Source organism: Pseudomonas abietaniphila, assembly GCF_039697315.1.
In the GTDB taxonomy this organism is placed as follows: domain Bacteria; phylum Pseudomonadota; class Gammaproteobacteria; order Pseudomonadales; family Pseudomonadaceae; genus Aquipseudomonas; species Aquipseudomonas abietaniphila_B.
The window spans coordinates 5,637,596-5,664,118 of the sequence record NZ_CP155619.1 but is presented as its reverse complement, the minus strand read 5'-3'; the positions used below and the strand labels follow the sequence as shown (position 1 = coordinate 5,664,118).

At 60.2% G+C, this 26,523-nt stretch carries 19 protein-coding genes; 12 read left to right on the top strand and 7 right to left on the bottom strand.

Annotated features, from left to right (window positions below; translation table 11 throughout):
• Positions 1-12 precede the first annotated feature (12 nt).
• From tssE to tssA, 12 genes are all read left to right on the top strand, one after another.
• Positions 13-495, top strand: a complete 483-nt coding sequence (gene tssE, locus ABDX87_RS24830) for a type VI secretion system baseplate subunit TssE (RefSeq protein WP_346830260.1) — start codon at positions 13-15, stop codon at positions 493-495.
• The gene (gene tssF, locus ABDX87_RS24825) at positions 495-2,327 is read left to right on the top strand and encodes a type VI secretion system baseplate subunit TssF (protein WP_346830259.1); all 1,833 of its coding nucleotides are present in this window, start codon (positions 495-497) and stop codon (positions 2,325-2,327) included. Before tssE ends, tssF begins: the two co-directional genes overlap by 1 nt.
• A complete protein-coding gene (gene tssG / locus ABDX87_RS24820; RefSeq protein ID WP_346830258.1) occupies positions 2,291-3,361 on the top strand; it encodes a type VI secretion system baseplate subunit TssG in 1,071 nt (356 codons plus the stop codon). The genes tssF and tssG overlap by 37 nt, the downstream gene beginning before the upstream one ends.
• Entirely contained in the window at positions 3,358-5,955 is a 2,598-nt protein-coding gene (gene tssH, locus ABDX87_RS24815; protein WP_346830257.1) for a type VI secretion system ATPase TssH, read from the top strand. The genes tssG and tssH overlap by 4 nt, the downstream gene beginning before the upstream one ends.
• A 24-nt stretch (positions 5,956-5,979) precedes the next feature.
• Entirely contained in the window at positions 5,980-6,732 is a 753-nt protein-coding gene (gene tssJ, locus ABDX87_RS24810) for a type VI secretion system lipoprotein TssJ (RefSeq protein ID WP_346830256.1), read from the top strand.
• On the top strand, positions 6,725-8,068 hold the full coding sequence (gene tssK / locus ABDX87_RS24805; RefSeq protein WP_346830255.1) for a type VI secretion system baseplate subunit TssK: 1,344 nt from the start codon (positions 6,725-6,727) through the stop codon (positions 8,066-8,068). Before tssJ ends, tssK begins: the two co-directional genes overlap by 8 nt.
• Positions 8,065-8,778: a type IVB secretion system protein IcmH/DotU gene (gene icmH, locus ABDX87_RS24800; RefSeq protein WP_346830254.1), complete on the top strand. Its 714-nt coding sequence runs from the start codon at positions 8,065-8,067 to the stop codon at positions 8,776-8,778. The genes tssK and icmH overlap by 4 nt, the downstream gene beginning before the upstream one ends.
• A gap of 30 nt (positions 8,779-8,808) precedes the next feature.
• Positions 8,809-12,732 (top strand): type VI secretion protein IcmF/TssM N-terminal domain-containing protein, encoded by a 3,924-nt coding sequence (locus ABDX87_RS24795; protein ID WP_346830253.1) that lies wholly within the window; start codon positions 8,809-8,811, stop codon positions 12,730-12,732.
• Between the two features lie 31 nt (positions 12,733-12,763).
• Positions 12,764-13,690: a type VI secretion system-associated protein TagF gene (gene tagF / locus ABDX87_RS24790; protein ID WP_346830252.1), complete on the top strand. Its 927-nt coding sequence runs from the start codon at positions 12,764-12,766 to the stop codon at positions 13,688-13,690.
• Positions 13,687-16,182, top strand: coding sequence for a type VI secretion system membrane subunit TssM (gene tssM / locus ABDX87_RS24785; RefSeq protein ID WP_346830251.1), 2,496 nt, complete (start codon positions 13,687-13,689; stop codon positions 16,180-16,182). The genes tagF and tssM overlap by 4 nt, the downstream gene beginning before the upstream one ends.
• Before the next feature lie 164 nt (positions 16,183-16,346).
• A complete protein-coding gene (locus ABDX87_RS24780) occupies positions 16,347-16,865 on the top strand; it encodes an Hcp family type VI secretion system effector (RefSeq protein ID WP_285424777.1) in 519 nt (172 codons plus the stop codon).
• 100 nt (positions 16,866-16,965) lie between these two features.
• Positions 16,966-18,066: a type VI secretion system protein TssA gene (gene tssA / locus ABDX87_RS24775; RefSeq protein ID WP_346830250.1), complete on the top strand. Its 1,101-nt coding sequence runs from the start codon at positions 16,966-16,968 to the stop codon at positions 18,064-18,066.
• 337 nt (positions 18,067-18,403) lie between these two features.
• Here the strand turns inward: tssA and xylB are convergent, their stop codons facing one another.
• The 7 genes from xylB to ABDX87_RS24740 all read right to left on the bottom strand — a co-directional run bounded on the left by xylB (position 18,404) and on the right by ABDX87_RS24740 (position 26,338).
• Positions 18,404-19,891, bottom strand: coding sequence for a xylulokinase (xylB, locus tag ABDX87_RS24770; RefSeq protein ID WP_346830249.1), 1,488 nt, complete (start codon positions 19,889-19,891; stop codon positions 18,404-18,406).
• A gap of 28 nt (positions 19,892-19,919) precedes the next feature.
• On the bottom strand, positions 19,920-20,918 hold the full coding sequence (locus ABDX87_RS24765) for a LacI family DNA-binding transcriptional regulator (RefSeq protein WP_346830248.1): 999 nt from the start codon (positions 20,916-20,918) through the stop codon (positions 19,920-19,922).
• A gap of 38 nt (positions 20,919-20,956) precedes the next feature.
• Complete coding sequence (locus tag ABDX87_RS24760) at positions 20,957-21,898, bottom strand: ABC transporter substrate-binding protein (RefSeq protein ID WP_346830247.1); 942 nt, start codon at positions 21,896-21,898, stop codon at positions 20,957-20,959.
• Positions 21,899-21,961: 63 nt separating this feature from the next.
• On the bottom strand, positions 21,962-22,954 hold the full coding sequence (locus ABDX87_RS24755) for an ABC transporter permease subunit (RefSeq protein WP_346830246.1): 993 nt from the start codon (positions 22,952-22,954) through the stop codon (positions 21,962-21,964).
• 172 nt (positions 22,955-23,126) lie between these two features.
• Complete coding sequence (locus ABDX87_RS24750) at positions 23,127-24,677, bottom strand: sugar ABC transporter ATP-binding protein (RefSeq protein WP_346830245.1); 1,551 nt, start codon at positions 24,675-24,677, stop codon at positions 23,127-23,129.
• A gap of 298 nt (positions 24,678-24,975) precedes the next feature.
• The gene (locus ABDX87_RS24745; RefSeq protein ID WP_346830244.1) at positions 24,976-25,356 is read right to left on the bottom strand and encodes a COG4315 family predicted lipoprotein; all 381 of its coding nucleotides are present in this window, start codon (positions 25,354-25,356) and stop codon (positions 24,976-24,978) included.
• A gap of 583 nt (positions 25,357-25,939) precedes the next feature.
• Positions 25,940-26,338, bottom strand: a complete 399-nt coding sequence (locus ABDX87_RS24740) for a nuclear transport factor 2 family protein (protein WP_346830243.1) — start codon at positions 26,336-26,338, stop codon at positions 25,940-25,942.
• Between the last annotated feature and the right edge of the window lie 185 nt (positions 26,339-26,523).

Sequence of the window (26,523 nt, the reverse complement as noted above, 5' to 3'; positions counted from 1 at the left end):
CAGGGAGGCATCATGAGTAGCCAACACAAGTTGTTGCCGTCACTGCTGGACAGGTTGCTGGACGACCGTCCACACCAGTCCATCGAAGCGTCGTCGCAACGCTTGTGTTCGCTGGCCGATTACAAGGCCAGCATCGTCCGTGACCTGGAGATCCTGGTAAACACTCGTCAGTCTCTGGTGGCTGAAGAGCTCGACGGTTTTACCGGGTTAAGCGGCACGATCCTCGATTACGGCATGCCTGACTTCACCAGTAAGAGCGTGCTCGACCCGCAGGACCGCCTGCTGATTCAGCGACAACTGGAGAAAGCGATCTCGGTCGGCGACCGTCGCTTTCGAAGCGTCAAAGTACAGCTACTGGCACAACAAACCGGCCAACGCATGCTGACCTTCCGCGTGGACGCCGTACTGCGCCTGCAAGACATCTCGCGTCAGGTTTCCTTTGACGCGGTGCTGCAGGTCAATACCCAGGAATACAAAGTACAGAACCTCAACTGATGCTCGACGACCTGCTCCCCTATTACGAAAAGGAACTGTCGCACCTGCGCTTTTTGGGCCAGGAGTTCGCGAGCCAGTATCCAAAAATTGCGTCACGGTTGCTCATTGAGGGCGATAACTGTGAGGACCCGCATACCGAGCGTTTGATCGAGGCGTTTTCGTTCCTGGCGGCCCGCGTTCACAAGAAGCTCGACGATGAGTTTCCGGAGATCGTCGAGTCCTTCCTTGAGGTGCTGTACCCGCACTACCTGCGCCCGACCCCGTCGATGTCCATTGTCGAATTCAGCATGGGCAAGAACGAAAAAGTCACCGAAGCCTATCGTGTCGCACGGCATACCGAGATGCACGCCAATCCGGTCGACGGCGTGGTGTGCAAGTTCCGTACGTGCTACCCGGTGGAGCTCTGGCCGATCACCGTGCAACAGGCATCCTTTGTTGAAATGGAGCGCTCGGCTTTCAACGGCCACAGCGCCGATTTGGTCGCGCGTCTGCGCATCGGCTTGAGCACGACTGCCGATGCGCTGTTCGGGCAGATGGAACTGGACAGCCTTCGCTTTTTTCTCGATGGCGAAAGCACCTTGATGCTGCAGCTGTATGAGTTGCTGTTCAATAATCTGGCCAAAGCGACCGTCACGTTCGAGGATGAAGGCCGCAGCCGTGAGGTGACGTTGCCTGTCGGCGCGCTGAAAGCCGTGGGTTACGGTCTGGATGAAGGGCTGGTCGATTATTCGGAGCGTTCATTCCTGGGTTATCGCCTGTTGCATGAGTACTTCACCTTCCCGGACAAGTTCATGTTCTTCGACCTGTCCGGTTTCGGCCGCATCCTGGCGGGCAAGGCACTGGAAAAGATCGAGATCAATTTCTACTTTTCCGACTACGACCTGAACGACCGTCTGGCGCGCCTGACGCAGAACATCGGGCGTAACAACTTCAAGCTCAATTGCACGCCGATCATCAATCTGTTCCGGCAACAGGCCGAGCCGATCAAATTGACGCACGCACAGCACGAATACGCCGTGACTCCGGACGTGCGCCTGCATGAGTCGGCCGAGGTGGTGTCCATTGACCGTGTGCGGCGAGTCAAGAAGCTTGGCGGGATCGATCAGGTCGACACCTGCCCGCCGTTTTTCGAACCCCGTGCCGATCAGGGGTCCGGTAACAGTTTCTGGATCGCTCGACGTCGCCCGGTGCAAACTCGGCAAAACGACGGCACGAATGTGTTCATCCGTGTGGTCGACCGTGATCTGGAACTGATCGATTCCAACAATGACACATTGAGCATCCGCCTCACCTGCAGCAACCGGGACGTTCCCTTGATGCTGCCCTTCGGCGGCGAGCGCGGGGACTTCAATATGCCTGCCAACTCGGTGATCAACGACATTCGCTGCCTGCGTAAACCCACCCCGTCGGTGCGCGTGCCGCTGGGCAACGGGGTGATCTGGCGCCTGATCTCGCACTTGTCGCTGAACCATATGTCGCTGGTGTCCAACGGACGCGAAGTCCTTCTGGAGCTGCTGTCGCTGTACAACTACCGCAACACCTCGGCGATCCGCAAACAGATCAACGGCATCGTTTCGGTTAACAGCGAGCCGGTTGTGGCGCGCATCGGTCACCCGCGCCCGAACTTCGTTCGCGGGGTCGGCATCACCCTCACCCTCGATGAAAGCCAATACACCGGCAGCGGCGTGTTTCTGTTCGGCATGGTGCTGGACCATTTCTTCGGACAGTACTGCTCGATCAACAGTTTTACCCAATTAACCCTTCGCACCTTGCAGCGTGAAAAGAGAGTGGTCCAATGGCCCCCGCGAACCGGCGATCAACCCCTGGTCTGATTGACCAGGCAAGGGCTGAGCCGCACCGATTCGAATTCTTTCAATTGGTGCGTTTGCTCCGCCTGCACTACAGCAGAAACGGGCGCATGGACCTGCAGACACGGCCCCATGAGGACCCGCTGCGCTTCCGTTCGCAGTTGTCGCTCAACTTTCCGGCGAGCGAAGTCAGCGATCTGAAATTCGAGCGCGAGGGCAACGTCTCGGCGGCCGGACTGCCGCTGTCCGAAGTGCAGGTCACGTTCATGGGGCTGGTCGGTCCGTCCGGCGTGCTGCCGCGTCCGTACACCGAGCTGTTGATGGAGCGCCACATTCAGTATCGCGATGACGCCGCGCACGCGTTTCTCGACCTGTTCTCCCATCGCATGACCACGCTGTTTTACGAAGCGTGGCAGAAGTACAAGTTCTACATCGAGTACGAGCGCAATGGCAGTTCGAACTTCGACCGCTACCTGTTGAATCTGGTGGGCTTCGGCCCCGAGGCGCAGAAACGCAAATTCGGCAAGCAATCCTCGCCTCTGCGTAGGGAACTGTTCAGCTATTTCTCCGGCCTGTTCACGCAGAAGCCGCGCAACGCATTGAACCTGCAAGTCATGCTCGGCTTTTATTTCTCGCTGCCGTTCAAGGTCAGCCAGTTCGCGGGGCGCTGGCTGAAGCTCGATGTGAGCCAGTGGACCCAACTGGGGCGCAAGAATGCTGTCCTGGGACAAAGCGCCGTGGCGGGCAACCGTGTCTGGGATTACCAGTCTTGTGTGCGCATTGACATCGGCCCGTTGCAGCTCGCCGACTATCAGCGCTTCCAGCCCGGCACCGAGGATTACCAAAGGCTGGTCGAGCTGGTGCGCTTTTACGTCGGTGCCCATCTGGACTTTCAGATTGCGCCGACCCTTGCGCGTGAGGCCATGCCCCTCGCCCGCCTGGGCCGTCAGGGCAATGTCGCACTGGGCTGGCTGGGCTGGCTCAAACGCCCGGGCGTTGAGGTCGAGCCTGACCGTTGCGCCGTTTTCCACATTCCTTTTGATGGGGTCTCCCTGTGAACCTGAAGTCGCTGTTCGCCAAGCTCAACGAAACCAGTCGCACAGCCACAGAAGGCGCTGCCGCCCTGTGCCTTTCCGAGCATCATTACGACGTTGAAGTCGAACACTTGCTGTTGCAGTTGCTGGAAGGCGACGACAACGATTTGCCGGCCATTCTGCGTCACTACGATGTCGTGCCTGAGCGCTTGCAGGCGCAGTTGGTGACGGCACTGGGCACGTTCAAAAAGGGCAATACCCGCACGCCCGCTCTTTCACCTCACATTACCCGCATGATCGAGCAGGCATGGCTGTTGGCCTCGATCGAGTTCGGTCAGAGCCAGATCCGTACCGGCTACCTGATACAAGCGTTGCTCGATGACGACGAACTGCGCCGCGTGGTGATTGGCTCGGCAGCGGAGCTTGAGAAAATCAACGCCGACGACCTGCGGGTCAATCTCGCGGCACTGGTGCAAGACAGCCCCGAGTCGCGCCTGGCGCAACCCTTGGGCACCCTGGACGCCAGCGCCGGTCGGCCACTCGCGGGCAACGGCAAAACGCCCGCTCTTGATCAGTACACCATAAACCTGACGCAGAGCGCGCGTGAAGGCCGGATCGATCCGGTGCTCGGTCGTGAATTCGAAGTGCGGCAGATGGTGGACATTCTCACTCGCCGTCGGCAGAACAATCCGATCCTCACCGGTGAAGCGGGCGTCGGCAAAACCGCAGTCGTGGAAGGCCTGGCGCTGCGCATCGTGCAGGGTGACGTGCCTTCGGTGCTCAAGGGTGTGGCGATTCACACGCTGGACCTGGGCCTGTTGCAGGCAGGCGCTGGCGTGAAGGGCGAATTCGAGAATCGCCTGAAGTCGGTGATCGAAGAAACCAAGCGCAGCCTGCACCCGATCATTCTTTTCATCGATGAAGCGCACACGCTGATCGGCTCCGGTGGCCAGGCCGGTCAGAACGACGCCGCCAACCTGCTCAAGCCTGCACTGGCCCGCGGCGAGTTGCGCACCATCGCTGCGACGACCTGGGCGGAGTACAAGAAGTACTTCGAGAAAGACGCCGCCCTCGCCCGCCGCTTCCAGGTCGTGAAAGTCGAAGAGCCGGACGAAGACAAAGCCATTCACATGCTTCGCGGCCTGCTGGGCAAAATGCAGGAGCACCATAAAGTCACGGTGATGGACGAAGCGCTGGTGCAGGCTGTTCGTCTGTCCAACCGCTACATCACCGGGCGTCAGCTGCCGGATAAAGCGGTCAGCGTACTGGACACCGCCTGTGCGCGCGTGGCATTGGCGCAGTCCGCCCAACCCGGCCCGCTGGAAGACTGTAAACGGCTCATTGAAAACGTGCAGTCGGAAATCACGGTGCTGCAACAGGAAGCGTCCAAGGGCAGTGATCATTCCCGTCGTCTCGCAGCGCTCAACGATGAGTTGCAGGCGGCAACGCAGCGCCGTGAAACCCTCGTACACCAGTGGAAAAGCGAGCTTGAACTGGTCGATAAACTGGCTCGCGCCAGCGCCAGCGAGACGCCGGACGCCCATGAGATTGCTGCCCTGCGCGCCGAGCTGACGGCCGTTCAAGGCGAACAGCCTCTGGTCCATGCGTTGGTCGACGGCGGCACCATCGGCGAAGTGATTTCTGGCTGGACCGGCATCCCGCTGGGCAAGATGCTGCGCGATGAAATCGAGACCGTGCAACGTCTGCCCGCCCTGCTCGGTGAGCGCGTGCTGGGCCAGGACCATGCGCTGCTGGAGATCGGCAAGCGCATCAAGATCTCCCGCGCGCGCATGGAAGACCCGAACAAGCCCATTGGCGTGTTCCTGCTGCTGGGCCCGAGCGGCGTCGGTAAGACCGAAACCGCACTGGCGCTGGCCGACACGCTGTACGGCGGCGAGCGCAATGTCATCACCATCAACATGTCCGAGTACCAGGAGGCGCACACCGTTTCCAGCCTCAAGGGCTCGCCGCCCGGCTATGTCGGCTACGGCGAAGGCGGTGTCCTGACCGAAGCCGTGCGGCGCAAGCCCTACAGCGTCGTGCTGCTCGATGAAGTGGAAAAGGCGCACCCGGACGTGCTGGAGCTGTTTTTCCAGGTCTTCGACAAGGGCGTCCTGGACGACGGCGAAGGCCGCGAGATCAATTTCCGCAACACGGTGATCATCCTCACCTCCAACACCGGCACGGATCGGATCATGCAGTGGTGCCTGAACGCGGCCGAGCAACCGAGCCCTGAAGACATTGTCGAGGGGCTGCGCGACGAACTGAACCAGGTGTTCAAGCCGGCGTTCCTGGGCCGTCTGTCCATCGTGCCTTACTACCCGGTCAAAGACGCGATCCTGCAAAGCATCGTGGGGCTGAAACTGGAACGTATCCGCAAGCGTTTCGAACGCAATCATCAGGCGGTGCTGGGGTACGACGAATCGCTGGTCGCGGCCATTGCAGCGCGATGCACCGAGGTCGACAGCGGCGCCCGCAACATCGACAACATTCTGTCCAAGACGCTCATGCCCGAACTTGCCCAGCATGTGCTGGAGCGCATGGCTCAGGACAAACCGATTCAACGTCTGGACATCGAACTGGGCAGCGACGGCGACTTCGCCTACCGCCTGACCTGATTTGAGCATTCATAGGTAGCTGTCATGAAGATGCACAACATGGAACGTACCAGCGCAGGCTGGACAAAAGGCTTGACCGTTCTGGCCATGATGATGGCGCTGACGGCCTGCGGCATCACTGACCGGGCCAGCAAGCGCGTGGACGACACCTGGGCAGGCGACATGCTGTTCGGCGACAAAGAGAACGTCATCCTGACGTCCGACGGCGGCAATCAGCTGAACCCCGACGAGTCGGGCAAACCGCTCTCGGTCGTCTTGCGGGTGTACCAGCTCACGGCCCTTGAGCGCTTTGCCTCGACCGACGCCGACTCACTGTGGGATGACCCGCAAAAAGCGCTCGGCAACACGTTGATCGACAGCGAGGAGATCACGCTGCTTCCCGGCATGGGTCAGAACAACCGGTGGCCGCTGAACAAGGCCGCCAGTTACGTCGGCGTGGCGGCGTTCTTCCGCTCGGAGGAGAAAAGCCGCTGGAAAGTCGCCTTCGACGCCAACTCGTTGCGCAAGGACGGCATCTGGTTTTCATCGGACGGTTTACGCGTACTCGTGGACAACAACCAGATGGTCGCAGTGCGGGGTGATGACGTCCTGAAAAAGCCGCCTACTGAAGCCCAACTGGCCAAGAGCAACACCATGCCCGAAAACCCTGCGAAACCGACACTGACACATCAGGTGCAGGACGCGCTGGTGCAGAAAGCAGAAGACACCGCCACCGATTCTGCACAGAAGAGCATGCAGTCAAAATTCGATTCACTATTGGAAGGCGTTCATGAGTAAGCAGAGCCGCGTGATGTGGTCTGAAGGCATGTTCCTTTTGCCACAACATTTCCAATATCAGGATGAGTTTCACCAGCACCAACTGGCCGAGTCGACATTGCGCAATACCCCCTTTCACTGGGGCGTTCAAGCGTTGCAGATCGATGAGGAAGCGCTGGCGAATGGTTCGCTGCAGCTCAAACGGCTGAAACTGGTATTTCCCGACGGGACCCTGTTCGACGCCCCACAGCACGATCCGCTTCCTGCTGCCCGCGATCTTCGGGAGCTGCTCAAAGGCAACGATTTCAAGGTTTATGCCGCGTTGAAACTGCCTGAGCCGTTCGGTCTGAACTACGTCGAGGACGGACAGGAGCAGAAGAGCGCGCGACGCTTTCGCAAGCAATTCGACACCCTGCCCGACCTCAACGAAGGCGACCTGGAAAACGAAATCACCAGCCTGCGCCTAAATGTAGTGATGCTGATCGACGGCGACACACTGGATGGCTACAGCTATTGCCCGGTCGCGCGGTTGTCACGCAACAACATTGGCGGCTTCAATCTGGACACGCACTTCGTGCATCCGACCTTGCACCTCGGCAATCACGAAACCCTGATCGGCCTGGGCAAGCGTCTGCTCGGTGCGCTGCAATCCAAAAGCAAGGCATTGTCGGGTCGCCGCCGCGAGCGTGCCGACCAGATCGCCGAGTTCGGTTCCAGCGATGTCACGCTGTTCTGGCTGCTCAACACCGTGAACCGCGCCTACCCGAACCTGGCCCATTTGCTGGCACACCCGCGCCTGCACCCGGAGCGCCTGTACCTGTTTCTGGCAGAGCTGGCGGGCGGGCTGCTGACGTTCTCCCTCGATACTGAGCTCAACGACATTCCCGAGTACAACCATCACGACCCGGCGGCTTCTCTGGTCAAGCTGGACGAGATGATCCGGGTGCTGCTCGATAACGTGATTCCGAACCAGTGCATCGTGATCAACCTCACGCAGACCAAACCGTCGTACTGGCAAGGGCAGTTGCATGACCCGCGTCTGGCCGAGGCGGATTTCTACATTTCCGTGCACGCGGACATGCCCGGCTCCAGCCTGCTGGAGCTCGTGCCGCGCGCCTTCAAGGTCGGCTCGCCGGAAGACATCGAAGTAGTCGTCAACAGCGCCATGCCGGGGGTCACCCTCAATCACTCCACGCGCCTGCCAAACGCCATTCCCGTGCGGCTGGATAACCATTATTTCTCCATCGAACCTCATGGTCGGGTCTACGAACGCATGATGAGTGCCCAGGCCATTTCTTTCTATGCACCCAGTGCCTTCACCAACCTCAAGCTTGAACTGATGGCGGTACTCAAATGAACGAAGCCGTGATACAGGGGGCAACGAACGCCCCTGTCGCCAAACCCACCCTGAAAGATCTGGTGCAGGACTTCATCAGCATGGCGCTGATCGTGCGTCGCGGCCGTCAGGTCACGTCGATCAGCGCGTTCGAAGCGAGTGTCGACGCATTCTTCACCACGCTGGAACGCGATGCCCGCAGCGCCAATTACAGCGTCGATCAAGTCAAGGACACCCAATACGCGCTGTGTGCCTTTCTGGATGAAAGCGTGTTGCGCTCGGGAGACAACGAACTGCGTCGTCACTTCGAGCTGTCGCCGTTGCAGTTCCGCTATTTCGGCGTGCATCTGGCGGGCCAGGGCTTCTTCGAAAAAATTGACGCTCTGCGCGCAGATGTCAAAACCAACCTTGATGTGCTGGAGGTCTATCACCTGTGTCTGGCGCTGGGTTTCGAAGGCAAGTTCGGCCTTAGCGAAAAGGATCAGCTGCGTTATCTGGCCAACACCCTCGGTCAGGACATCGCGCGTTATCGCAAAACCCCCAAAGCGCTTTCGCCCGACTGGGCGCTGCCCGATCAGGTCTCGCAGATGCTGCGACACGAAGTCCCCGTCTGGCTCTATCTGGCGCTCATCGCGCTGGTCTGCGTGGGTGTGTACCTGACGCTGGACTGGTTGCTGGGCAAAGACGTCGCCGCACTGTCAGAACACATCAGCCAGCTGTTCAGTGCCTGAGCAATGGTCAGGTAACCGAGTCAGGAAGACATGAAAACACTACTTCGTGCGTTAAAAAGCTTTTGGTTCCTCGTCATCGTGATGTGGCTGGCAAGCCTGATGATTTGCTGGTTCGTGGCCCCGCGCCTGCAATGGTCGCGCGACCATGTGCTCGAAACGATGGCGATCGTGAGCGCGTTTTATTTGCTGGTGATCGTCCTGCGCCAGTACAAGCGCATCCGCACCGAGCACAACCTTGAAAACCTGGTGCAGATCGAGGTTGACCGGTCGCTGAAATCAAACGGTGAATTCCGCGACCAACAAGTGCTCAGGGACAGGCTCAAGCATGCGATTGCCATGCTGCGCGCCGACCGCTCTGCGGGCGGCGGCGGTTCTTCGGCCCTGTATGACTTGCCGTGGTATCTGGTCATCGGCATGTCAGCGGCGGGCAAGACTTCCCTGCTCACGCGTTCGGGCCTGTCTGCCAGCATCGCCAGCAGTCAGAACGATAACGACAGTGGCACCCAACACTGCGATTGGTACTTCAGCCCTGATGCGGTGCTGATCGATACGGCCGGACGTTACCTGCGCGACGACCAGTCCGCGAGTGAGTTCACCGCATTTCTTCAGTTACTCAAAAAGCAGCGTAAAAAGGCAGCCGTCAACGGTCTGGTACTGGTTGTGAGTCTGCCGGAACTGCTAGCGGCTACAGCGCACGAACGCGCCCAGATGGCCACGCAGTTGGTATCCCGAATCGAAGAATACGCGCGCTGCCTGGACGCCAATCCACCGATTTACCTGATGCTGAGCAAGACGGACCAGTTGCCCGGCTTCAATCAGGCATTCGACGGGCTGGACATTACCGAGCGTCAGCAGCCGCTGGGCATGACATTCGGGCTGTCAGAGATACGCAACCATGGTCTGCGGTCCGTGCTCGACAAAAAACTGGCGAATCTGCACAACGGAATCCAGCGGCACGTCGACGCTCAGATGATCACTCTGGGGTCCGATGCCAACAGTGCGTTGCTTAATTTCCCGAACTACTTCGCCGAACTGTCGGGTGTGCTCGAACAGTTCCTGGAGCACTTCACTCAGCCTGCCAGCCATGGCACCCCGTTGCTGTTGCGCGGCCTCTATTTCACCAGCGCCTTGCAGACTGATCAGCAACTGAGCCAGGTGTACGAAGACGATTTGGCCGAGTCGTTCGCGCTGCACCCTGCCCAAGACAGCTTGGCAGTTGCCGAAGCGAGCGGCAAAAAGGTCGGCGACCGCAGTTATTTCATCACCGACACGTTCCGCCGCGTCATCTTTCCCGACCGAGAGCTGATCCGTTATCAGTCGAGAACCGGGCGTGACACTTCATTGAGCCCTGCCGTGATCGCACTCGCTGCACTGGTGGGTCTGGCCTTTATTGGCTGGCAGGCGCTGGCGTTCCAGAACAACCGGCAATGGATTGCGGCGCTGCAGCACAAGATCGACGAGTTGGAAAACGCTCCCGACCGCGCTCAACGCATGGCCGCGGGTGAGGGGCTGGAATTGCTCCGCGACGAACTGGCGCTGATCGAAAAACATCGCGTCAAAGGTGTGCCGTTGCAGTTGAGCGCAGGGCTGTACCGGGGCGAGGACATCTATGCCGTCGCCCAGTCTGCCTACCTTCAACAACTGCGCAGCCAGGCGCTGGAACCAGTGGCGCTGAAACTGCAAATGCAGATGCGCGCGTTCAACGAGTTCGCCAACGCAATGGACCCGCAGACCCCACTCGCAACGGGCAACGGCAAGGCCATCGAACCAGCGGCCAAAGGTCAGAAAGTGATTGGCCGGGCGGTGCAGAACCTCAATGCAAACGCTGGCAAACCGACGCTGAGCAGTATTCCGCGCAGCGCCTCCGACGCCGGCAATCGCCTCAAGGGCATAGCCAAAGGCGCCGCGAGCAAGACCCGCAACAGCGCACTGGCCGACCTGCGCAATCCTGCGACGGCCAATGATGCCGCCGAGTTGTCGGCCACCACCGGTGGGCTGTCGTTGTCGGAAGAGATGCTGGGCCGTCTGGACGAGCAGCAGGTCGCGTCGATCATCGAGTCCTACAACTCGCTCAAGCTGTACCTGATGTTGACCCAACCGAACGTGCACCCGGATCCGGAGTTCGTCAGCGCCGCATTGCCGGTGGCGTGGGCCAGCACGGCAACCGACGCCAGCCCGGTCAGCGATCAGGTGATCGAAGACAACACGCCGATGTACGTGCAGTTGCTCAAGAACGGTCAGGCCCCTGCCCTGCCGCGCAATGAGCAACTGGTAGAAAGCACGCGCAAGAGCCTCAAGTCATTCATGATTTCAAGCTCGCTGGTGGACCGTGAATACCTGCGTTTGCAGCTGGAATCCAGCCGCCAGTTTCCGGCCATCAACCTTAATGACCTGGTGCCGTTACCGGGTCGCCAATTGCTGTATGGCGCCGAGGCGGTGCCCGCGATCTTTACTCGGCAAGGCTGGGAGGGTTTCGTGAAACCGGAACTCATCAAACTGGTGTCGGGCAACTTGCGCAACGAATCCGACTGGGTGCTCGATGGTGAGGGCGGCGACAGCATCGTGCAGAAAGCCAACTTCATGCGCGAGTTCATGACGCGCTACAAGCGTGACTACGCACAGGTCTGGTACACACTGCTCAACGGTGTCGGCGTGCGTCATTTCACCGACATGGCGAACGCGACAGAACAGCTGTCGTTGCTGAGCGACGTTCAGAACTCTCCCGTGAAGACCCTCCTGTCGGCGGTCAATGAAAACACCCAGTGGGACCTGCCCGCGCCCCGCGAGGCGCAGCAACCCGGCACCCAACCGCAGGACACCTTCTGGAGCAAGGTCACCGGACTTTTCGACAGCCGTGATAAGTCCTCGGCAGCACTGCTCTCGCCGCTGCCGCCCGTTGACGACGGCAGCCTGGCGAAGCGCTTCGAGCCGGTCTCCCGCGTGTTTGCCGCCCAGAATGCCGAGGGCGCAGACAGCACGATCATGGATCGTTACCTGGCCGCGCTGCGCAAACTCAAGGTGCGGATGAACAACATCCAGCGCTCGCAGGATGTCGGCAAAAGCAGCAAACAGTTGATCAGCGAAACGCTGGAAGGCCAGCCGAGCGAAGTGACCAACGTCCGTAACTACGTGGAGACCACGGTCGATACCAGCCAGGGCAGCCTGTCGGCGTCGCTGCAAAGTCTGTTCAGCCTGCCGATCCAGTTCGCTTGGGAAACCCTGCGCGACCCGGCCGGCCAGCAGATCGCCAAAGCCTGGGCGCAGCAGATTGCCAAGCCGTGGGAACAGGTCATGGCCCACCGCTACCCGATCGCCGCCGGCAGTCGCAACGAGGCATCGGTCAAGGATCTTCAGCGGTTCGTCGACCCCGAATCAGGCCTGCTCCCCAACTTCAAGCGCAATGAAATCGGCAACCTGTCGGGCGGTGAAGGCCTGGGCATGAGCAGCAGCGCCAAAGCCGCGCCGCTGGTCAACCCGAACATGGTCAGCAGCATCGACAAGGCCAGCTCTCTGGGCGAGGTCATCGCCAGCCTGTCCGACAAGGAAAATGGCTTCGAGATCATGCTGGAGCCGTCGGCTAACTTCACCGACATCATCTTCACCCTCGACGGTCAGGAACAGCACTACCGCAACGGCAAAACCAGTTGGAGCCGCTTCTCCTGGCCGGGCACCACCACAGCACCCGGCGCTCGTCTGGACGTCGTGACGCTGACGGGCGAACGCATCACCGTGTTCGATTACCCCGGACGCTGGGGCTTGCTGCGGATGAACGACAGCGCGCGGGTCGTCGATCTGGACGGCATTCAGCAACGCTTCAGCTGGACCACTGCAACTGGCCAGGTGAGCCTGGCCGTGCGCAACTACGGCGGCGTCAAGTTGACCGATCTGGCTAACGTCAAGGCGCTGAGCGCACTGAACACGCCGGTCAGCGTCGCGGACGGGCGAACCAAGTGAAGCGTTCAGCCCTGCACCCAAGGAGCGGCCAATGATTGGTTGCTTCGGGAAAATACCGGCCAGCGCCGACTTCGTCAGCCTGCACGGCGCCGCTGACGAAGTCCGGGAATTCGACGGCTGGCTTCAGGACTCGCTAGCGGCGATTCATCCGCGCGAAGACTGGCGCGCGTTGTTCGACCGTCTGCCACTGTGCTTTTTTTCCTACCGGGCCCGTTCTGGAAACTGGCTGCTGGGAGGCTTGATCAGCTCGATGGATGCTAGCCAGCGACGCTATCCGTTCTTCATTTTTCAGACCGTGAAAGCCGTGGAGAACGAGCGCCTGATCAACCCGTTCACGTTGAGCGAACTGTTCTGCACACAGATCAGATCGCTGCTGCATCTGGGTGTACAGGGAGAACAGCCGGCGCTTCTGTTCGACAAGATCAAGGCGCTGCGCCCCTTGCAGGGGCAGGACTTTGCGCTGTTTCGCCAGGTACACGAAAAGTTTCTGCGCAACTTCAACCTGCGGGACATCGCCGATGCGCTGAAGCATTCGTATCCGGAGTTCATTACCCACGCGGTGCTGACCCGGCTCTCTGCGCTGCGTCGCCCGTTGCGCCATGCGGATGCGCCAAGTATTTGCCTGCCACTGCCCGCCGAACGTGGATTGAAAAACCCGACTGCCGACCTGTGGGTCGACTGGCTGACGCGGATGAATGCACACCGAGTGTCACCGCAAGTCAGCTTGCTGGCGGACGATTTCATGCGTCCGAAACTGTTCTGCTTCCCCTCCAGAAGCACCCACGGTCTTTATGCCGTGCTGACGGGCAACAGCGACCACACCCAAAACTACGACGTGCTGGCCAATTTCGCGACGTTCGACGAACACCATCAGCCGCCGGAATTTCCTAGCATGGAACGCCCTCTCTTTGACGTCATCGACCGCTTTGTCGACGCGCCGGATATGAAGTCTGTATGAACAAGATCAAATATTACTGCTTGCGTTACCAGCCCTACATTCTGGGGGTCTGCTTCTTTTTGACGATCTTCCTGGTCTGGGCCATCGGTCGCGCGCTGGACTTCAATTCGTTGCACAGTCTGCTGGCAGGCATCGGGCTGTTCCTGCTGCTGTCGGCCGGTTATGTATTGCTGCTGTACCGAGGCGCGTCGCGACACCACAACCTGGAGGGTTTGCTGCGCGACGACGCCGATCAAGCTGTGCTCAACGCCAGCCCCGCCGAGCGCGAAGAGGTCAGCCTGCTGCGTGAGCGCCTGTTGCAGAGTATCGACCGCCTGCACAGCAACAAGCCACGCGGCACCGCTGGCAAGGACGCGCTATATGCATTGCCGTGGTATCTGGTGGTGGGCCAGCCTGCGGCAGGCAAAAGCACCATGTTGTATCAGTCCGGCCTGAACTTCCCGTATGCCGAACGCGAAGGCGTTCGGGTTGCAGGGCTTGGCGGGACGCGCAACTGCGACTGGTTTTTTAGCTCCGAAGCGGTCCTTCTGGACACTGCCGGGCGGTACATGAACAACCAGGAAGAAGCTGGCAAGTGGCGTGCGTTCCTGCAATTGCTGCGTCAACACCGTCAGCGCCGTCCGCTCAATGGTCTGATCGTCACCGTCAGCATTCACGACATTCTGCAGGCCTCGCTGGAGGATCAGGAGCGACTGGCGAAACGTCTACGTGAGCGCATTCAGGAAACCCACTCGCTGTTGGAAGTGCGTCTGCCGGTTTATCTGGTGTTCACTAAATGCGACCTGGTACCCGGTTTCAGTGCTTTCTATCGTCGGCTCGACGAAGTGGCACGTGGCGAAGTGATGGGCAAAACGTTCACGCACAAGGATTACGAAACCGCCGATTGGGGTCAGCGTTTTGGCGTGGCCATGGATGAGCTGATCCAGTACTGGCAAGGCGTAGCCAGCCAGCAGCTGGTATTGCAAGACATTCAGATCACCCGTCAGGACTCGGCCGTTTACCGCTTCCCGCTGGAGTTGGCCGCGCTCAAACCCCGGATGCAGCTGTTCGTCGACGCCCTGCTCCGTGCCAATCCCTATCAAAGCGCGGAGCTGCTGCGCGGATTCTATTTCACCAGTGCGCTGGACGCCGATGCGCCGGAGCTGGGCGGTCACACACGGCACGTCAGCGAACGCTTTCACCTTGAGGCCGAGCACGCGTCGGTCGATGGCAACGCACAGCCGCAACCGCTGTTCATCAACAGCCTGTTTCGCAAGGTCATCATTCCGGACCAGCATCTGGTCGCGCTGTACACCACCAACTTCCGCGAGCGTCGCCGCAAGGCCGCCTGGGTGGGTGGCGCCAGTCTGATCGCGCTGCTGCTTTGCAGCGTGTGGGGCTGGTCATACTGGAACAACAAGACCGAGATCGAAACGATTTCCACGCAGTTGGCGGCAGCGGCGGCTCAGGACAAAACAACGCCGCAACAGTACACGGCCTGGCAGACCCTCGACCGTTTGCGTTTCTGGACCGCTGATTACTACACGCGGCATCACGATCAGGGCGTCCCGTTGCGTCTGCGTCTGGGCCTTTACCAAGGGTACAAAATCGAACCTGTGCTGCGCGGCCGCTATTTCAGCCGGCTCGAAACCGTGATGCTCAAACCGACGGCGGACAACCTGACGCGCTCGCTGTACCTGCTGACCACCATCAAGGTCTATCAACGTAACGCCAAGGACCTGCTACCGGTCACCGGGGTCGACAGCGTTGAGCCCCGTGCCCTGCCAAATGACAACCGGGCTCAATCGATCGCCGATTTCGGCAAGGCCACGCTGGAGACCTACGTGATGCTCTCGCGCTCGCAACGCGAAAAGGCCGACCCTGCGTTTCTCAAAGCCAGAATTCCTGATTACTGGTACCCCGCCATTGCCCGTCAGACCGGCAAGAGCATGACAGCCGACGCTGCCGCTCCGAATTCAGGTACCGACTATGAGCTGGCCAGCCGTCAGGTAAATTTCTACAGCGATCAGATCCACGAGCCCGATGTGCCCAGGATTCTGGACAACGCATTCCTGACTTCCAGCTCACGCAATTACATCAACAGCCTGCTGTCGCAATCGCTGCGCTCGATCGAGACCATCACCCTGGAATCGGACACCCTGTTCGCGTTTGCCCGAGCCGACTTCCAAAGCCTGAAAACCGAGGGCCAGAGCCAGTTGAGTGCCATTGCCGGCAAGCTGTTGAGCACCCCGAACATCGGCAAGATCATCATCGCCGGGCACGCCGACCAACTGGGCGACCCGCAGGGCAACCTTCAGGTATCCAAGCAACGCGCGCAGACCATCAAGACCTATCTGGTCGGCAAGGGCGTGCCCGCCGAGTTGGTCGAGGCCGTGGGCGAAGGCAGTGAGAAGCCACTGGTCAAATGCGACATGCAGTTGCCCAGAGCTCAACTCATTCAATGCCTGGAGCCCAATCGGCGGGTAGAAATCGAGGTACGCGCACTCAACTGAGCGCGCGAGTCACTCAGAAGAAACCGGCGCCTGAGCCTCTGCGTGCGGAGGCTGAGGCAGCGGCAACCGACCTCTCTTGAATGATCAAGAAGGTCAAACCGAGGGGCTGCGGTCTGGCCGCAGGTAAGGCAAGCCCTTAAATGTAAGAAATGGAGAAGTAAGAAATGGCATTTGACGCATATATTCAGATCGACGGGATTCCTGGTGAAGTACTGGACGACAAGCACAAGGACTGGATCGAAGTGCTGGGCTATGAGTACGGCGCTACTCAAGCCACTTCGGCAACCGCAAGTTCCTCGGGCGGTGCTTCGTCCGAGCGCGTTGCGCTGAGCGATTTCAGCATTCGCAAAGCGGTCGACAAAGCCTCCGCGAAGCTGTTCGAAGCCTGCTGCAAAGGCACTCACATTGCCAAGATCCAGCTGAACGTCAACCGCGCTGGCGGCGACAAGCTGACCTACCTCACGATCAACCTGGAAGAGGTTGTCGTCTCGTCGGTCAAAGCCATTGCCGGAGGCAATCAGGACGGTGAAGACAAGGCCGTGAGCGACCTGCCGATCGAAGAGATCAGCTTCAACTTCGCGCGCATCAAAACCACCTACACCCAGCAGAGCCGTGCCGACGGCCAGGGTGGCGGTAACGTCACTGGCGGCTGGGACCGTACCGCCAACAAGGTTTTTGCGTGATCGCGTAAGCACCATGGACCTTCGCCCTTGGCGAGGGTCCGTATTCGACACCATGCCGAATCCATCGGCGTGGTGTTCTTTTTAAATGCCCGAGTTGACCATGTCTGAATTTCTCAACGACCTTTCACTGACCGAACTGACAGCGCCCATCGATGGAGGCAGCGGCGAAGACCTGAGCTTTTCCACGCTGTTCGATAACGTCAAAGAGGCCCGTCGGGCAGACCCGGATTATCTGACCCAGGGTGACTGGCAGACCGATCTGAAATCATCGGATTGGGACCTGACGATCACGCTGGCCGCACAGGGCCTTGCTCGGCAGAGCAAAGACCTGATGCTCGTGGCCTGGCTCAGTGAAGCCTTGGCGCACAAATATCACTTCGTGGGGATCACCTTCGGTCTCACCCTGGCCGAGCGGATTCTGCAGCGGTTCTGGGATGACCTCTACCCGGCGCTCGATGAAGGCCTGGAAGAACGCGCCGCGCGGTTGGCATGGCTTAAAACGACACTGGCCGACGTGGTTGGCGGCTTACCCATCACCCAAGGGGACCACTTTGGTTTGTTGCGCTATGACGAATCCCGTCATATCGAAAACCTGGCGCTGCAGAATCAACAGGCCATGCGAACCGCGCTGGACGAAGGAAAGATCAACGCCGAAATCTTCCAGCGCTCGGTGGTCCTGACCGACACAGAGCACTTCGTGCGTAAAGCGGCTGAAATCAACGACAGCCTGCACGCCTGCCGTCAGTTGCAGGTGACAGCCGATCAGCTGTTCGGTCATGAGGCGCCAAGTTTCGCCGCCTTGATCGAAATCCTGTCCCGTGCCGCGCAACTGGCCGAAAAACTGCTCAAGGACCGTGGCGTTGAACTGAACGTCCCTGAACCGCTGGCTCATCCCGAGCCTACTGCGCAAGCGAACGATCTCCCCCCCGCAGGCCCCGCCATGACCATGACCGCCAAAGAGAGCGTTACGGCTCCGCTGCGCACCACCCCGCTCACCCGCGATGAGGCATTCACCCTGCTGGCGGGCGTCGCACAGTTCTTCAAACAAACCGAACCGCAAAGCCCGGTGCCTTACCTGATCGAGCGCGCGATCAAATGGGGCAATATGCCTCTTGAAGGCTGGCTGAAGGATGTCATCAAGGACGGCAACGTCATCGACAGTATTCGCGACGTGCTTGGGACGAAAGAAACGAAGTCTTGAGGGCGGATCGAACGTTAACAGGCGAATCGTATCGCCCATGAATGGTGTCCGAGATCATTAGGTCGCAACCGCTTGCTCGCGAAGGCGGTGGATCTGTGCCATTGAGTGCGGATGACCTATCGCTTCGCGGCCCTCGTAACCTCGGACTGCTCCCACACCTACTGCGGCGAATCGATGGTTCGCGACGGACGCAAAACCTGTGGGAGCCGGCTTGCTGGCGAATGCGGTGGGTCAGCGGCCGCATTGGTGAATGACCCACCGCGTTCGTCCGAGTGCGGCCCAGACCCTCGTAACCTCGGACTGCTCCCACCCCTATTGCGGCGATCCCGGACTTTGCCTACCGCGATCGCAAACCCTGCGCCGCCGACAACAACCCCCGAAACTTCGCATAGCGCTCGCGCAGTACGGGCTGAACGGCGGACTGGGGCTGATACCTCGCCTTGACCGGCATGCCCGACTGCAACAGATCCTTCCCCTGCCCGATCGCCAAAAAACCGAGTTTGGCCGCACCGATGCACGCGCTTAGCTCGCTGCCGTGAAGGGTGTAGACCTCGAGATCAAGAATGTTGGCCAGCAACTGCGCCCAGTATTCACTGCGCGCGCCGCCGCCCACCAAGGCGCAGCCGTTGATCGTGGCACCGGCTGAAAGCACTGCATTCATTGCATCCAGCAGACCAAAGCCGACGCCTTCCAGCACCGCGTACCCCAGCATCGCAGGCGTGCTGTCGTGTCCGAGGTTCATGAAACCGCCGCGCAGCAACGGGTCGTTGTGCGGCGTTCGCTCGCCTGCCAGGTAAGGCAGGAACAAGGGATTGGCAACAGCCACCGAATGCTCGACGGGTAACTCGGCCTGCACCCGCGCCAGCAAGGTTTGCTCGTCCGGCTGGCCGAGCAGGCGCGTCACCCAGCGCAGGCAACTGGCACCGGCCAGCATGGCGCCCATGGTGTACCAACGATGGGGCAGCGCATGGCAAAAACTGTGCACCGCGCTCAAGGGATTGCCCGCTGCGTGATCGGTGATCGCAACGATGGCCGCGCTGGTGCCCAAGGTGACGAACGCATCGCCGGCATTGATCGCGCCAATGCCCACGGCCGACACCGGGTTGTCACCGCCGCCCGCTGCCACTGGCAATCCAATCGGCAGACCCAATACCCGCGCAGACGCTTCAGTCAAGCCGCCGGATCGCTGATCGGCTTCCAGCAAGGTCGGCATCTGCGCGAGTGTCAGTCCAGTGGCGTGCAACATGGGTTCGTGCCACACCCGTCGCGCCACATCCAGCCAGAGCGTGCCCGCCGCATCGGACATATCGCTGATGCGTTCGCCCGTCAGCAGCAGGCGCAAGTAATCCTTGGGCGACAGCACGCAGTCGATCTGCCCGAACACCTGCGGCTCGTGGTGTTTCAGCCAGAGCAGCTTGGGCGCCGTCAATCCCGCCATCGCCAGGCTGCCAGTGTGTTGCGCGTAGTTGGCACCCTCGTGATTCAGGTGCTCGGCCTCAGCCACGGCGCGCGAGTCGTCCCACAAAATGGCCGGGTACAGCACCTGATTGGCGGCATCCAGCAACACCGCGCCGTGCATCTGCCCGGACAGCCCGATGCACGCGATGCGCCCCCACGCTGTCGGGTGCTCTGCACGCAATTGCCCGAGCGCGGCCAGGCACGCCTGCCACCAATCCGCCGGATGCTGTTCCGACCAGCCGGATTGCCTGCGGTCGACGCTCACCCGCGCGCCCGCCTGCGCCAGCACTTTACCCTGTGAATCGAGCAGAATGGCCTTGAGCTCCGAGGTGCCCAGATCAATGCCCAGAGAGACAGCTTCACTCATCAACGTTATTTCCTGTCAGCGGCCGCACTCACGGGCATCCGCATGAATTTCGCAGGCGCAACGTCGCAGCCAGACGCTCCGCCTGTATCGGTCCTTCCGGGCTCTCGATGCGCTGCAACAGCAACTGCACCGCACGCTCACCCAACGCTTGCACGGGCTGGGCGATCACGCTCAAGCGCGGGAGGAAAAAATCTGCCCAGTCAAAATCGTCGAATCCCACCAGTGCCATCTGCTCGGGCACCGCGATCCTCGCGTCCCGCAGCGCATGCATCGCACCGATGGTCATCAGGTTATTGGCGGCCATGATCGCGCTCGGCGGTGCACGCAACCCCAACAACTGCTGCGCGGCCAGCCGTGCCGACTCACTGTTGGACTCGCCATCGACCAGCAGCGCGTCATCGAACGCCAGGCCTCCATCCGCCAACGCCTGACGGTAGCCTTCGATGCGCTCTTCGGTGGTGCTCAGCCCACGGTGCCCGGCAATCATGCCGATGCGCCGGTGGCCGTGACCGATCAGATGCGCTACCAGCTCGCGAGTCGATTGCAGGTTTTCCACACCGACCTGATCGAACCCTCCGGTGGCCATGCGATCCACCAGCACGGTGGGAATTGCGTTGGCCTGCAGGTACTCCAACGCGGCGTGCTGCGGATCGCTGGACGGCGCAAGCAGGATGCCATCGACCCGACGGTGATGCAGCGCCTTGACCACGTGCAGTTCATGCACGGGATCATCGTGGGTGTCGACGAACAGCATCATGATGCCGTGGCGCGCGCACTCGGTTTCGATGGCGTGAACGGTCTCGCTGAAGTAGTGGTTGGACAGCGCCGAAATCGCTACGCCAATGGTATTGGTGCGCGAGCGGGCCAGCGAGCGGGCCAGCGTGTTGGGGATGTACCCCAACTCGCGTACCGCCTGCTGCACCGCGTCCACCGTTTCCGGGCTGACTTTGCGCGTGCCGTTGAGCACGTGGGACACCGTCGACGTCGACACCCGGGCCCGTCGCGCCACATCCTCCATCTTGACCACTGCGTTCACTCTCTTGGCGGTGTGTCTGATTTAGCGTTTTAGCGCTTGCTCGACCAGCCGGTGTAGGAACCGACGTTGTCGCGGGTGATCAGTTTCGGCGTGAGCTGGGTCACCGCTTCAGCCGGTTTCTTGTCATTGAGCAGGTCATTGCCGATGACCACCGCTTGTTGCGCCATGGCCCAAGGGTCCTGACTGGCCGATGCCTGTATCGACGATTCGGATTTCAGCGCGTGCTCGATGTCCGGCGCCCCGTCCACCGAGGTGATGACGATGCCGCTGCGTTTCAGTTGCCTGGCTGCCAGGTCACTGCCAATGGCTTGTGGGTCGTTGATCGCGAACAGGCCGTCGATTTTCGGGAAGCGTGTCAGGTAACCCTGCATGGCATTCAAGCCACCGTCGCGCGAGCCCTTGGCATCCTGATCGTCCGACAGCACCTTGATGTCCGGTGCGGCGGCAAAGGCCGATTTGCAGCCCGTGACCCGGTCGGTCACGGCGGTGACCTGAGGACCGTTCTCGATGATCACATTGCCCTTGCCGGAGAGCTTGTCGACGATGAACTGGCAGGCCAGTTTGCCGGCCTCGACGTTGTCGGTCTGCACCGTCGCATCGACACCCGCCGCGCTCACGTCCACCGCAACCACTTTGATGCCGGCCGCCTGTGCCTTCTTGACCGCCGAGGCAATCGCTTTAGGATCGACTGCGTTGATCAGGATCAGGTCCACACCGGCAGCGATGAAGTTGTCGATCTGCGAGAACTGCTTGCTCAGGTCATAGTCGGCAGACACCGAGGTCACTTTGGCGTTGGGGTTGATCTCCAGCGCCTTGGCCTTGGCACCGTCGGCCAGGGTCACGAAGTAAGGATTGCCCAGCGAACCCAGACTGATGCCCACCGATTTCAATTCGCGGGCTTCGACGCCTTGCGACAACAGCGCCGCCAGGCACAGGGATACGACAGCAGGGAATTTGCGTTTGAAGTTCATGATTTCTCTCTTGTGATTATTGTCAGAGCCATAGTTTGAAACGCGTGACGCCAAAGCGATGAATCAGGTTCGCGCACCGGACTGACGATAGCGGTCAAGGGCCACCGCGCCGATGATCACGATGCCTTTGATGATGTACTGCCAGATGTCCGACACGCCAAGCAGCACCAGGCCGTTGGTCAACACTGCAATGATCAGCGCGCCGATCAGCGTGCCGCCAATGGTGCCGACGCCACCGGTAAAACTGGTGCCGCCAAGAATCACCGCTGCGATGGCGTCCAGCTCGTAGGACTGCCCCAATTGCAGGCCGTTGGCGGCAAACAGTCGCGACGCGCTCATGACGGCGCCCAGTCCGGCCAGCGCGCCGGACACGGCATAGACGAACAGCAGCACTTTCCACACCTTGATCCCGGACAGCCGCGCGGCTTCGGGGTTGCCGCCCACCGAATAGATCTGCACGCCCATGACCGTGCGGCGCAGGATGAACCAGGAAATGGCGATCACGGCCACCGCAATGATCACCAGCCACGGCACGCCGAGCACCGAGTCGTTGCCGATAAACGCGAAGGGCAGATCAGGGTTGAAGACCGTCTTGTCGTCCGCCAGCAGACGCGCCAAGCCACGCATGGCAGTCAGAGCACCCAAGGTGACAATGAACGGCGGCAGGCGCATGAAGGCGATCAACCCACCGTTCACCAGGCCCAGCAGCAAGCCAAACCCGACTCCGGCGAAAATCCCGAGCATGCCCCACTGCGGCGACATCGACGCTTGCAAAGCCACGACTGCAGAGGCTGCCAGGATCGCGCCGACCGACAGGTCAATGCCGGCGGTGAGAATGACAAAGGTCATGCCCGCTGCCAGCACCACGTTGACCGAGGCCTGCTGGGTGATGATCGACAGGTTCTGCCAACTCATGAAACTGTCGGTCATCAGCGCGAAGCCCACCAGAAGCAGGATCAGCACCGGCAGCATGCCTATGGTACGCATCAGCTCGCGCACACGTTCACGCTTGCTGATGGCCGCCACGCTTGGCGAGTTTTCCAGGGTCAGACTCATGGCCTGGCCTCCTTTTATTGTTGTAGAAAGTGTCAATGACACGGTCACTGTAGGAGCTGACCGACGTTAGGAGGCCTGCGATGCGGTAGCTGATCCACTATCTTCATTGGCTGACACACCGCTTCGCAGGCCTCGTAACCTCGGTCAGCTCCTACAGGGGACTGCCGTTGTTTCAGGCTTGAACAGCCACCTGCTCACCCCCAGTCGCCAGATCGATGATCCGTTCCTGAGAAATCTCTTGCCCCGACGCGCCGCCGACTTCCGCCACCAGTTGCCCTTCACGCATGATCAGCACGCGGTCACAGGTGCCGATGATCTCCGGCAACTCACTGGAAATCACCACGATACCGACCCCGGCCTTGGCCAGTTCGTTGATGATCCGGTAGATCTCGGACTTCGAGCCGATGTCCACACCGCGGGTCGGCTCGTCGAGAATCAGCACATGAGGTTTGACTTCCAGCAACCGTGCCAGCAGCACCTTCTGTTGGTTACCGCCGGACAACGCACCAACGTTGACCTTGCCCGACGCCACGCGAATCGACAGTGACCGGATCGCCTCGACTGCCCGTTGCGCGCCGCGCCCACGATCCAGCACACCGCCGGCATGAGCGTCCGGCACGCAGGCACAGACGTTGATGTTGTCGCGCACGCTCATGTCGAGGAACAGGCCCTGGGCCTTGCGATCCTCCGTGAGATACACCACGCCGGCCCGAATCGCGTCGGTGGGATTACGCAGCTCCGGCACGGGTTTGCCCGCGACTTCAAGGCTGCCAGAGGTGCGTGGATCGGCCGCGAAGATCAGGCGTGCCAGCTCCGTGCGCCCTGCCCCGACCAACCCGGCGATGCCCAGTACTTCACCCGCGTGCAGATCGAAGCTGCAGGGTTTCACCCGCTTGCCATCGGCCATGTCGCGCACGCGCATCACCACTTCGCCAGGGTCATACGGCGCGTGTTCTTTCTTGTAGAAACCGGACAGGTCTCGGCCGACCATCATCTTGACCAGCGCATCCGCCGACAACGCGTCACGCGCCAGCATGCCGACGTACTCACCGTCGCGCAGCACCGACACCCGGTCCGACAACTCGTAGATTTCGGCCATGCGATGGCTGATGTAGATGATCGCCAGGCCCTGATCACGTAGTTGCTTGATCAACGCGAACAGGCGATCGGTTTCGCGGGAAGACAACGGCGTGGTCGGTTCGTCCATCACCAGAATCTTCGCCTCGGCGTGAAGCGCGCGGGCAATCTCCACCAATTGGCGCTCGGCAATCGACAGCACGCTGACCTTGGTCGAGGGTTTGAAGTCGGCGCCCAGTCGTGCCAGCACATCGGTGCACCCCGCCTCCATCCCCTTGCGGTCGATGCTCCAGCCCCGACGTAACTCACGCCCGAGGTAAATGTTCTCCGCGACGCTGAGGTTCGGGCACAGGCTCAGCTCCTGATAGATCACCGCAATGCCCTGGGCTTTCGCAGTCAGCGGATCGAACGCCGGTAACGTCCGACCACCCACGCGAATCTCGCCACCGGCATCGGCCTGATAGGCGCCGGAGAGGATTTTCATCAGGGTCGATTTGCCCGCGCCGTTCTCGCCCATCAGTGCATGGACTTCACCGGCATAGACTTTGAGGGCGACATTTTTGAGCACGCGCAGGCCGTTGAAGGTCTTGGAAATGGCGGCCATTTCCAGCACGGGCATCGGCGACTCAGCGAGGACGGCGCTCATGACCGAGCGTCCGCAGCGTGGATAGGTAGTGCGTCAGGCGCCATGAAAACGCGTGAAGACAGAGCAGGCAAACTGTTCATGTGTATCCTCGAGGCTTTTTGTTTTTATGCCTGGGCCACCTCGTGATCGGGCGGCGCTCGGGAACTGCTTTGGAGAATCAATTCGAAACACTCTAGAACAGCTGAAACGTTTCACGCAAGCGCTTGCTTTTCCAGATATGAAAAAGGCGACCAGTTGCAGTCGCCCTTTCTTCCATCAAATATCGCTGGATCCCGCAGGCGTGAAACCCGGTTCGCGCTTACGGTTTAGCGACTTTCCACATGTCTTTGAAGCCGTCACCGGTGGTGTCGCCCGCCTTGGTGTCCTTGGTCCAGGTGTAGAGCGGCATACCGTTGTAGGCCCACTGTTTGCTGCCGTCGTCTCGGGTCACCACCGTGTACTTGCCCTCGGTTTTCGCGTCAGCACCGGCCATCAACGGCGGCCAGGCTTTGGCGCAGTCGCCGTTGCAGGCTGACTTACCGGCGCTGTCTTTGGTGAAGGTGTACAAAGTCATGCCCTTGTGATCGGTGAGCACTTCGCCTTTGTCGGTCTTGCCGGTCATCGCCGGGCTGGCTGCAAACGCGAGGCTGGAAGCGCAGGTCAGGGCCACGGCGGCGGTGAGGATGATGTTCTTCAGCATGGTGAACTCCTTGATTGTTTTTCGAGTAGGGAGCAAACGCCAGAAACCTTCCAGGCTCCCGCTGCTGTCACCGATTGGTGTGGGCAGTGAAGGTAAACGTTTGTCGAAGGGGGTTTATTCCATGCGGATGAGAAATATTTTTTGTGCAGGGGTTTGAGGTTGGCGAGAAGTGGTGAGCCGCTCCTGGATTGTGTGCCTTATCCGGTTTTTTTTGCGCGGCGCGGGCCGGGTTTGTCCTAACGGCCAAACTGTTCCGCCTTCGCCGGGTCACTTGATAACCCCAAGTAACCAAGGGTCTGAAGCTCCCGGTTTGGCCCGACTTCGTCCAGGTACCTTCACTTCGGCGACACTCCGTGGGCCCGCCGCCTGCGTTCAGCCTGCACCCGAGTCGCAATATCCGATGCTTTGATCGTTCCCACGCTCTGCGTGGGAATGCATGGCAAGACGCTCCGCGTCCACGTCGACGCGGAGCGTCACTCGATGCGTTACCACGCGGAGCGTGGGAACGATCAGCTCTTGCTCCTGCTCCTGCTCCTGCTGTTGATTTTGTTTTTCGATGCGCTTTGGCCTACGAACGTTATTCTCAGGCCTTACCAATCTCAGGCATCAGCATCCATTCCGCGCTGTCATTCCACACGTCCATCCGGGTGATCTTGCCATTGCGCACTTCAAACCGGTCCAGGTAACGGTTACCGGAAAAGCTGCGGCCGTCCGGCCATTCGCCGTACAGGGTGCCGTTGGAATACACCACGGTGTGATCACCCCGGTCCATCCAGTCGAAATTGCCCAGTGCCTTTTTCACCCACGCATAGCGCGAACCGTTGAACGCGGTGATGGTTTGCGGATCGGGCATGGCGCGCCCGCCGGTAAATGTAATCTTCACGTCGTCGCTCATGAAAGTCGCGGCGCGGACCGGGTCCGGTGCCATCGAAGCCTCAAGAAAATTGCTAACAATCTGAACGTCTTTATTCACTTCTGACATAACCCGCTCTCCTGACTCGATGATGACCGCTGACGGTCCGTATGCCTCTACGTGGTGCGAAGCGCCTTAATTTGGAGCGATATCACGGGCGATGATGGCCGCAACCTGCGCTTTCAAGGCGTCTTTGGACTGGCATCCTACTTGCTAGCAATAATTTTACAAGTGCTAGCAATCAGGAGCGTTAC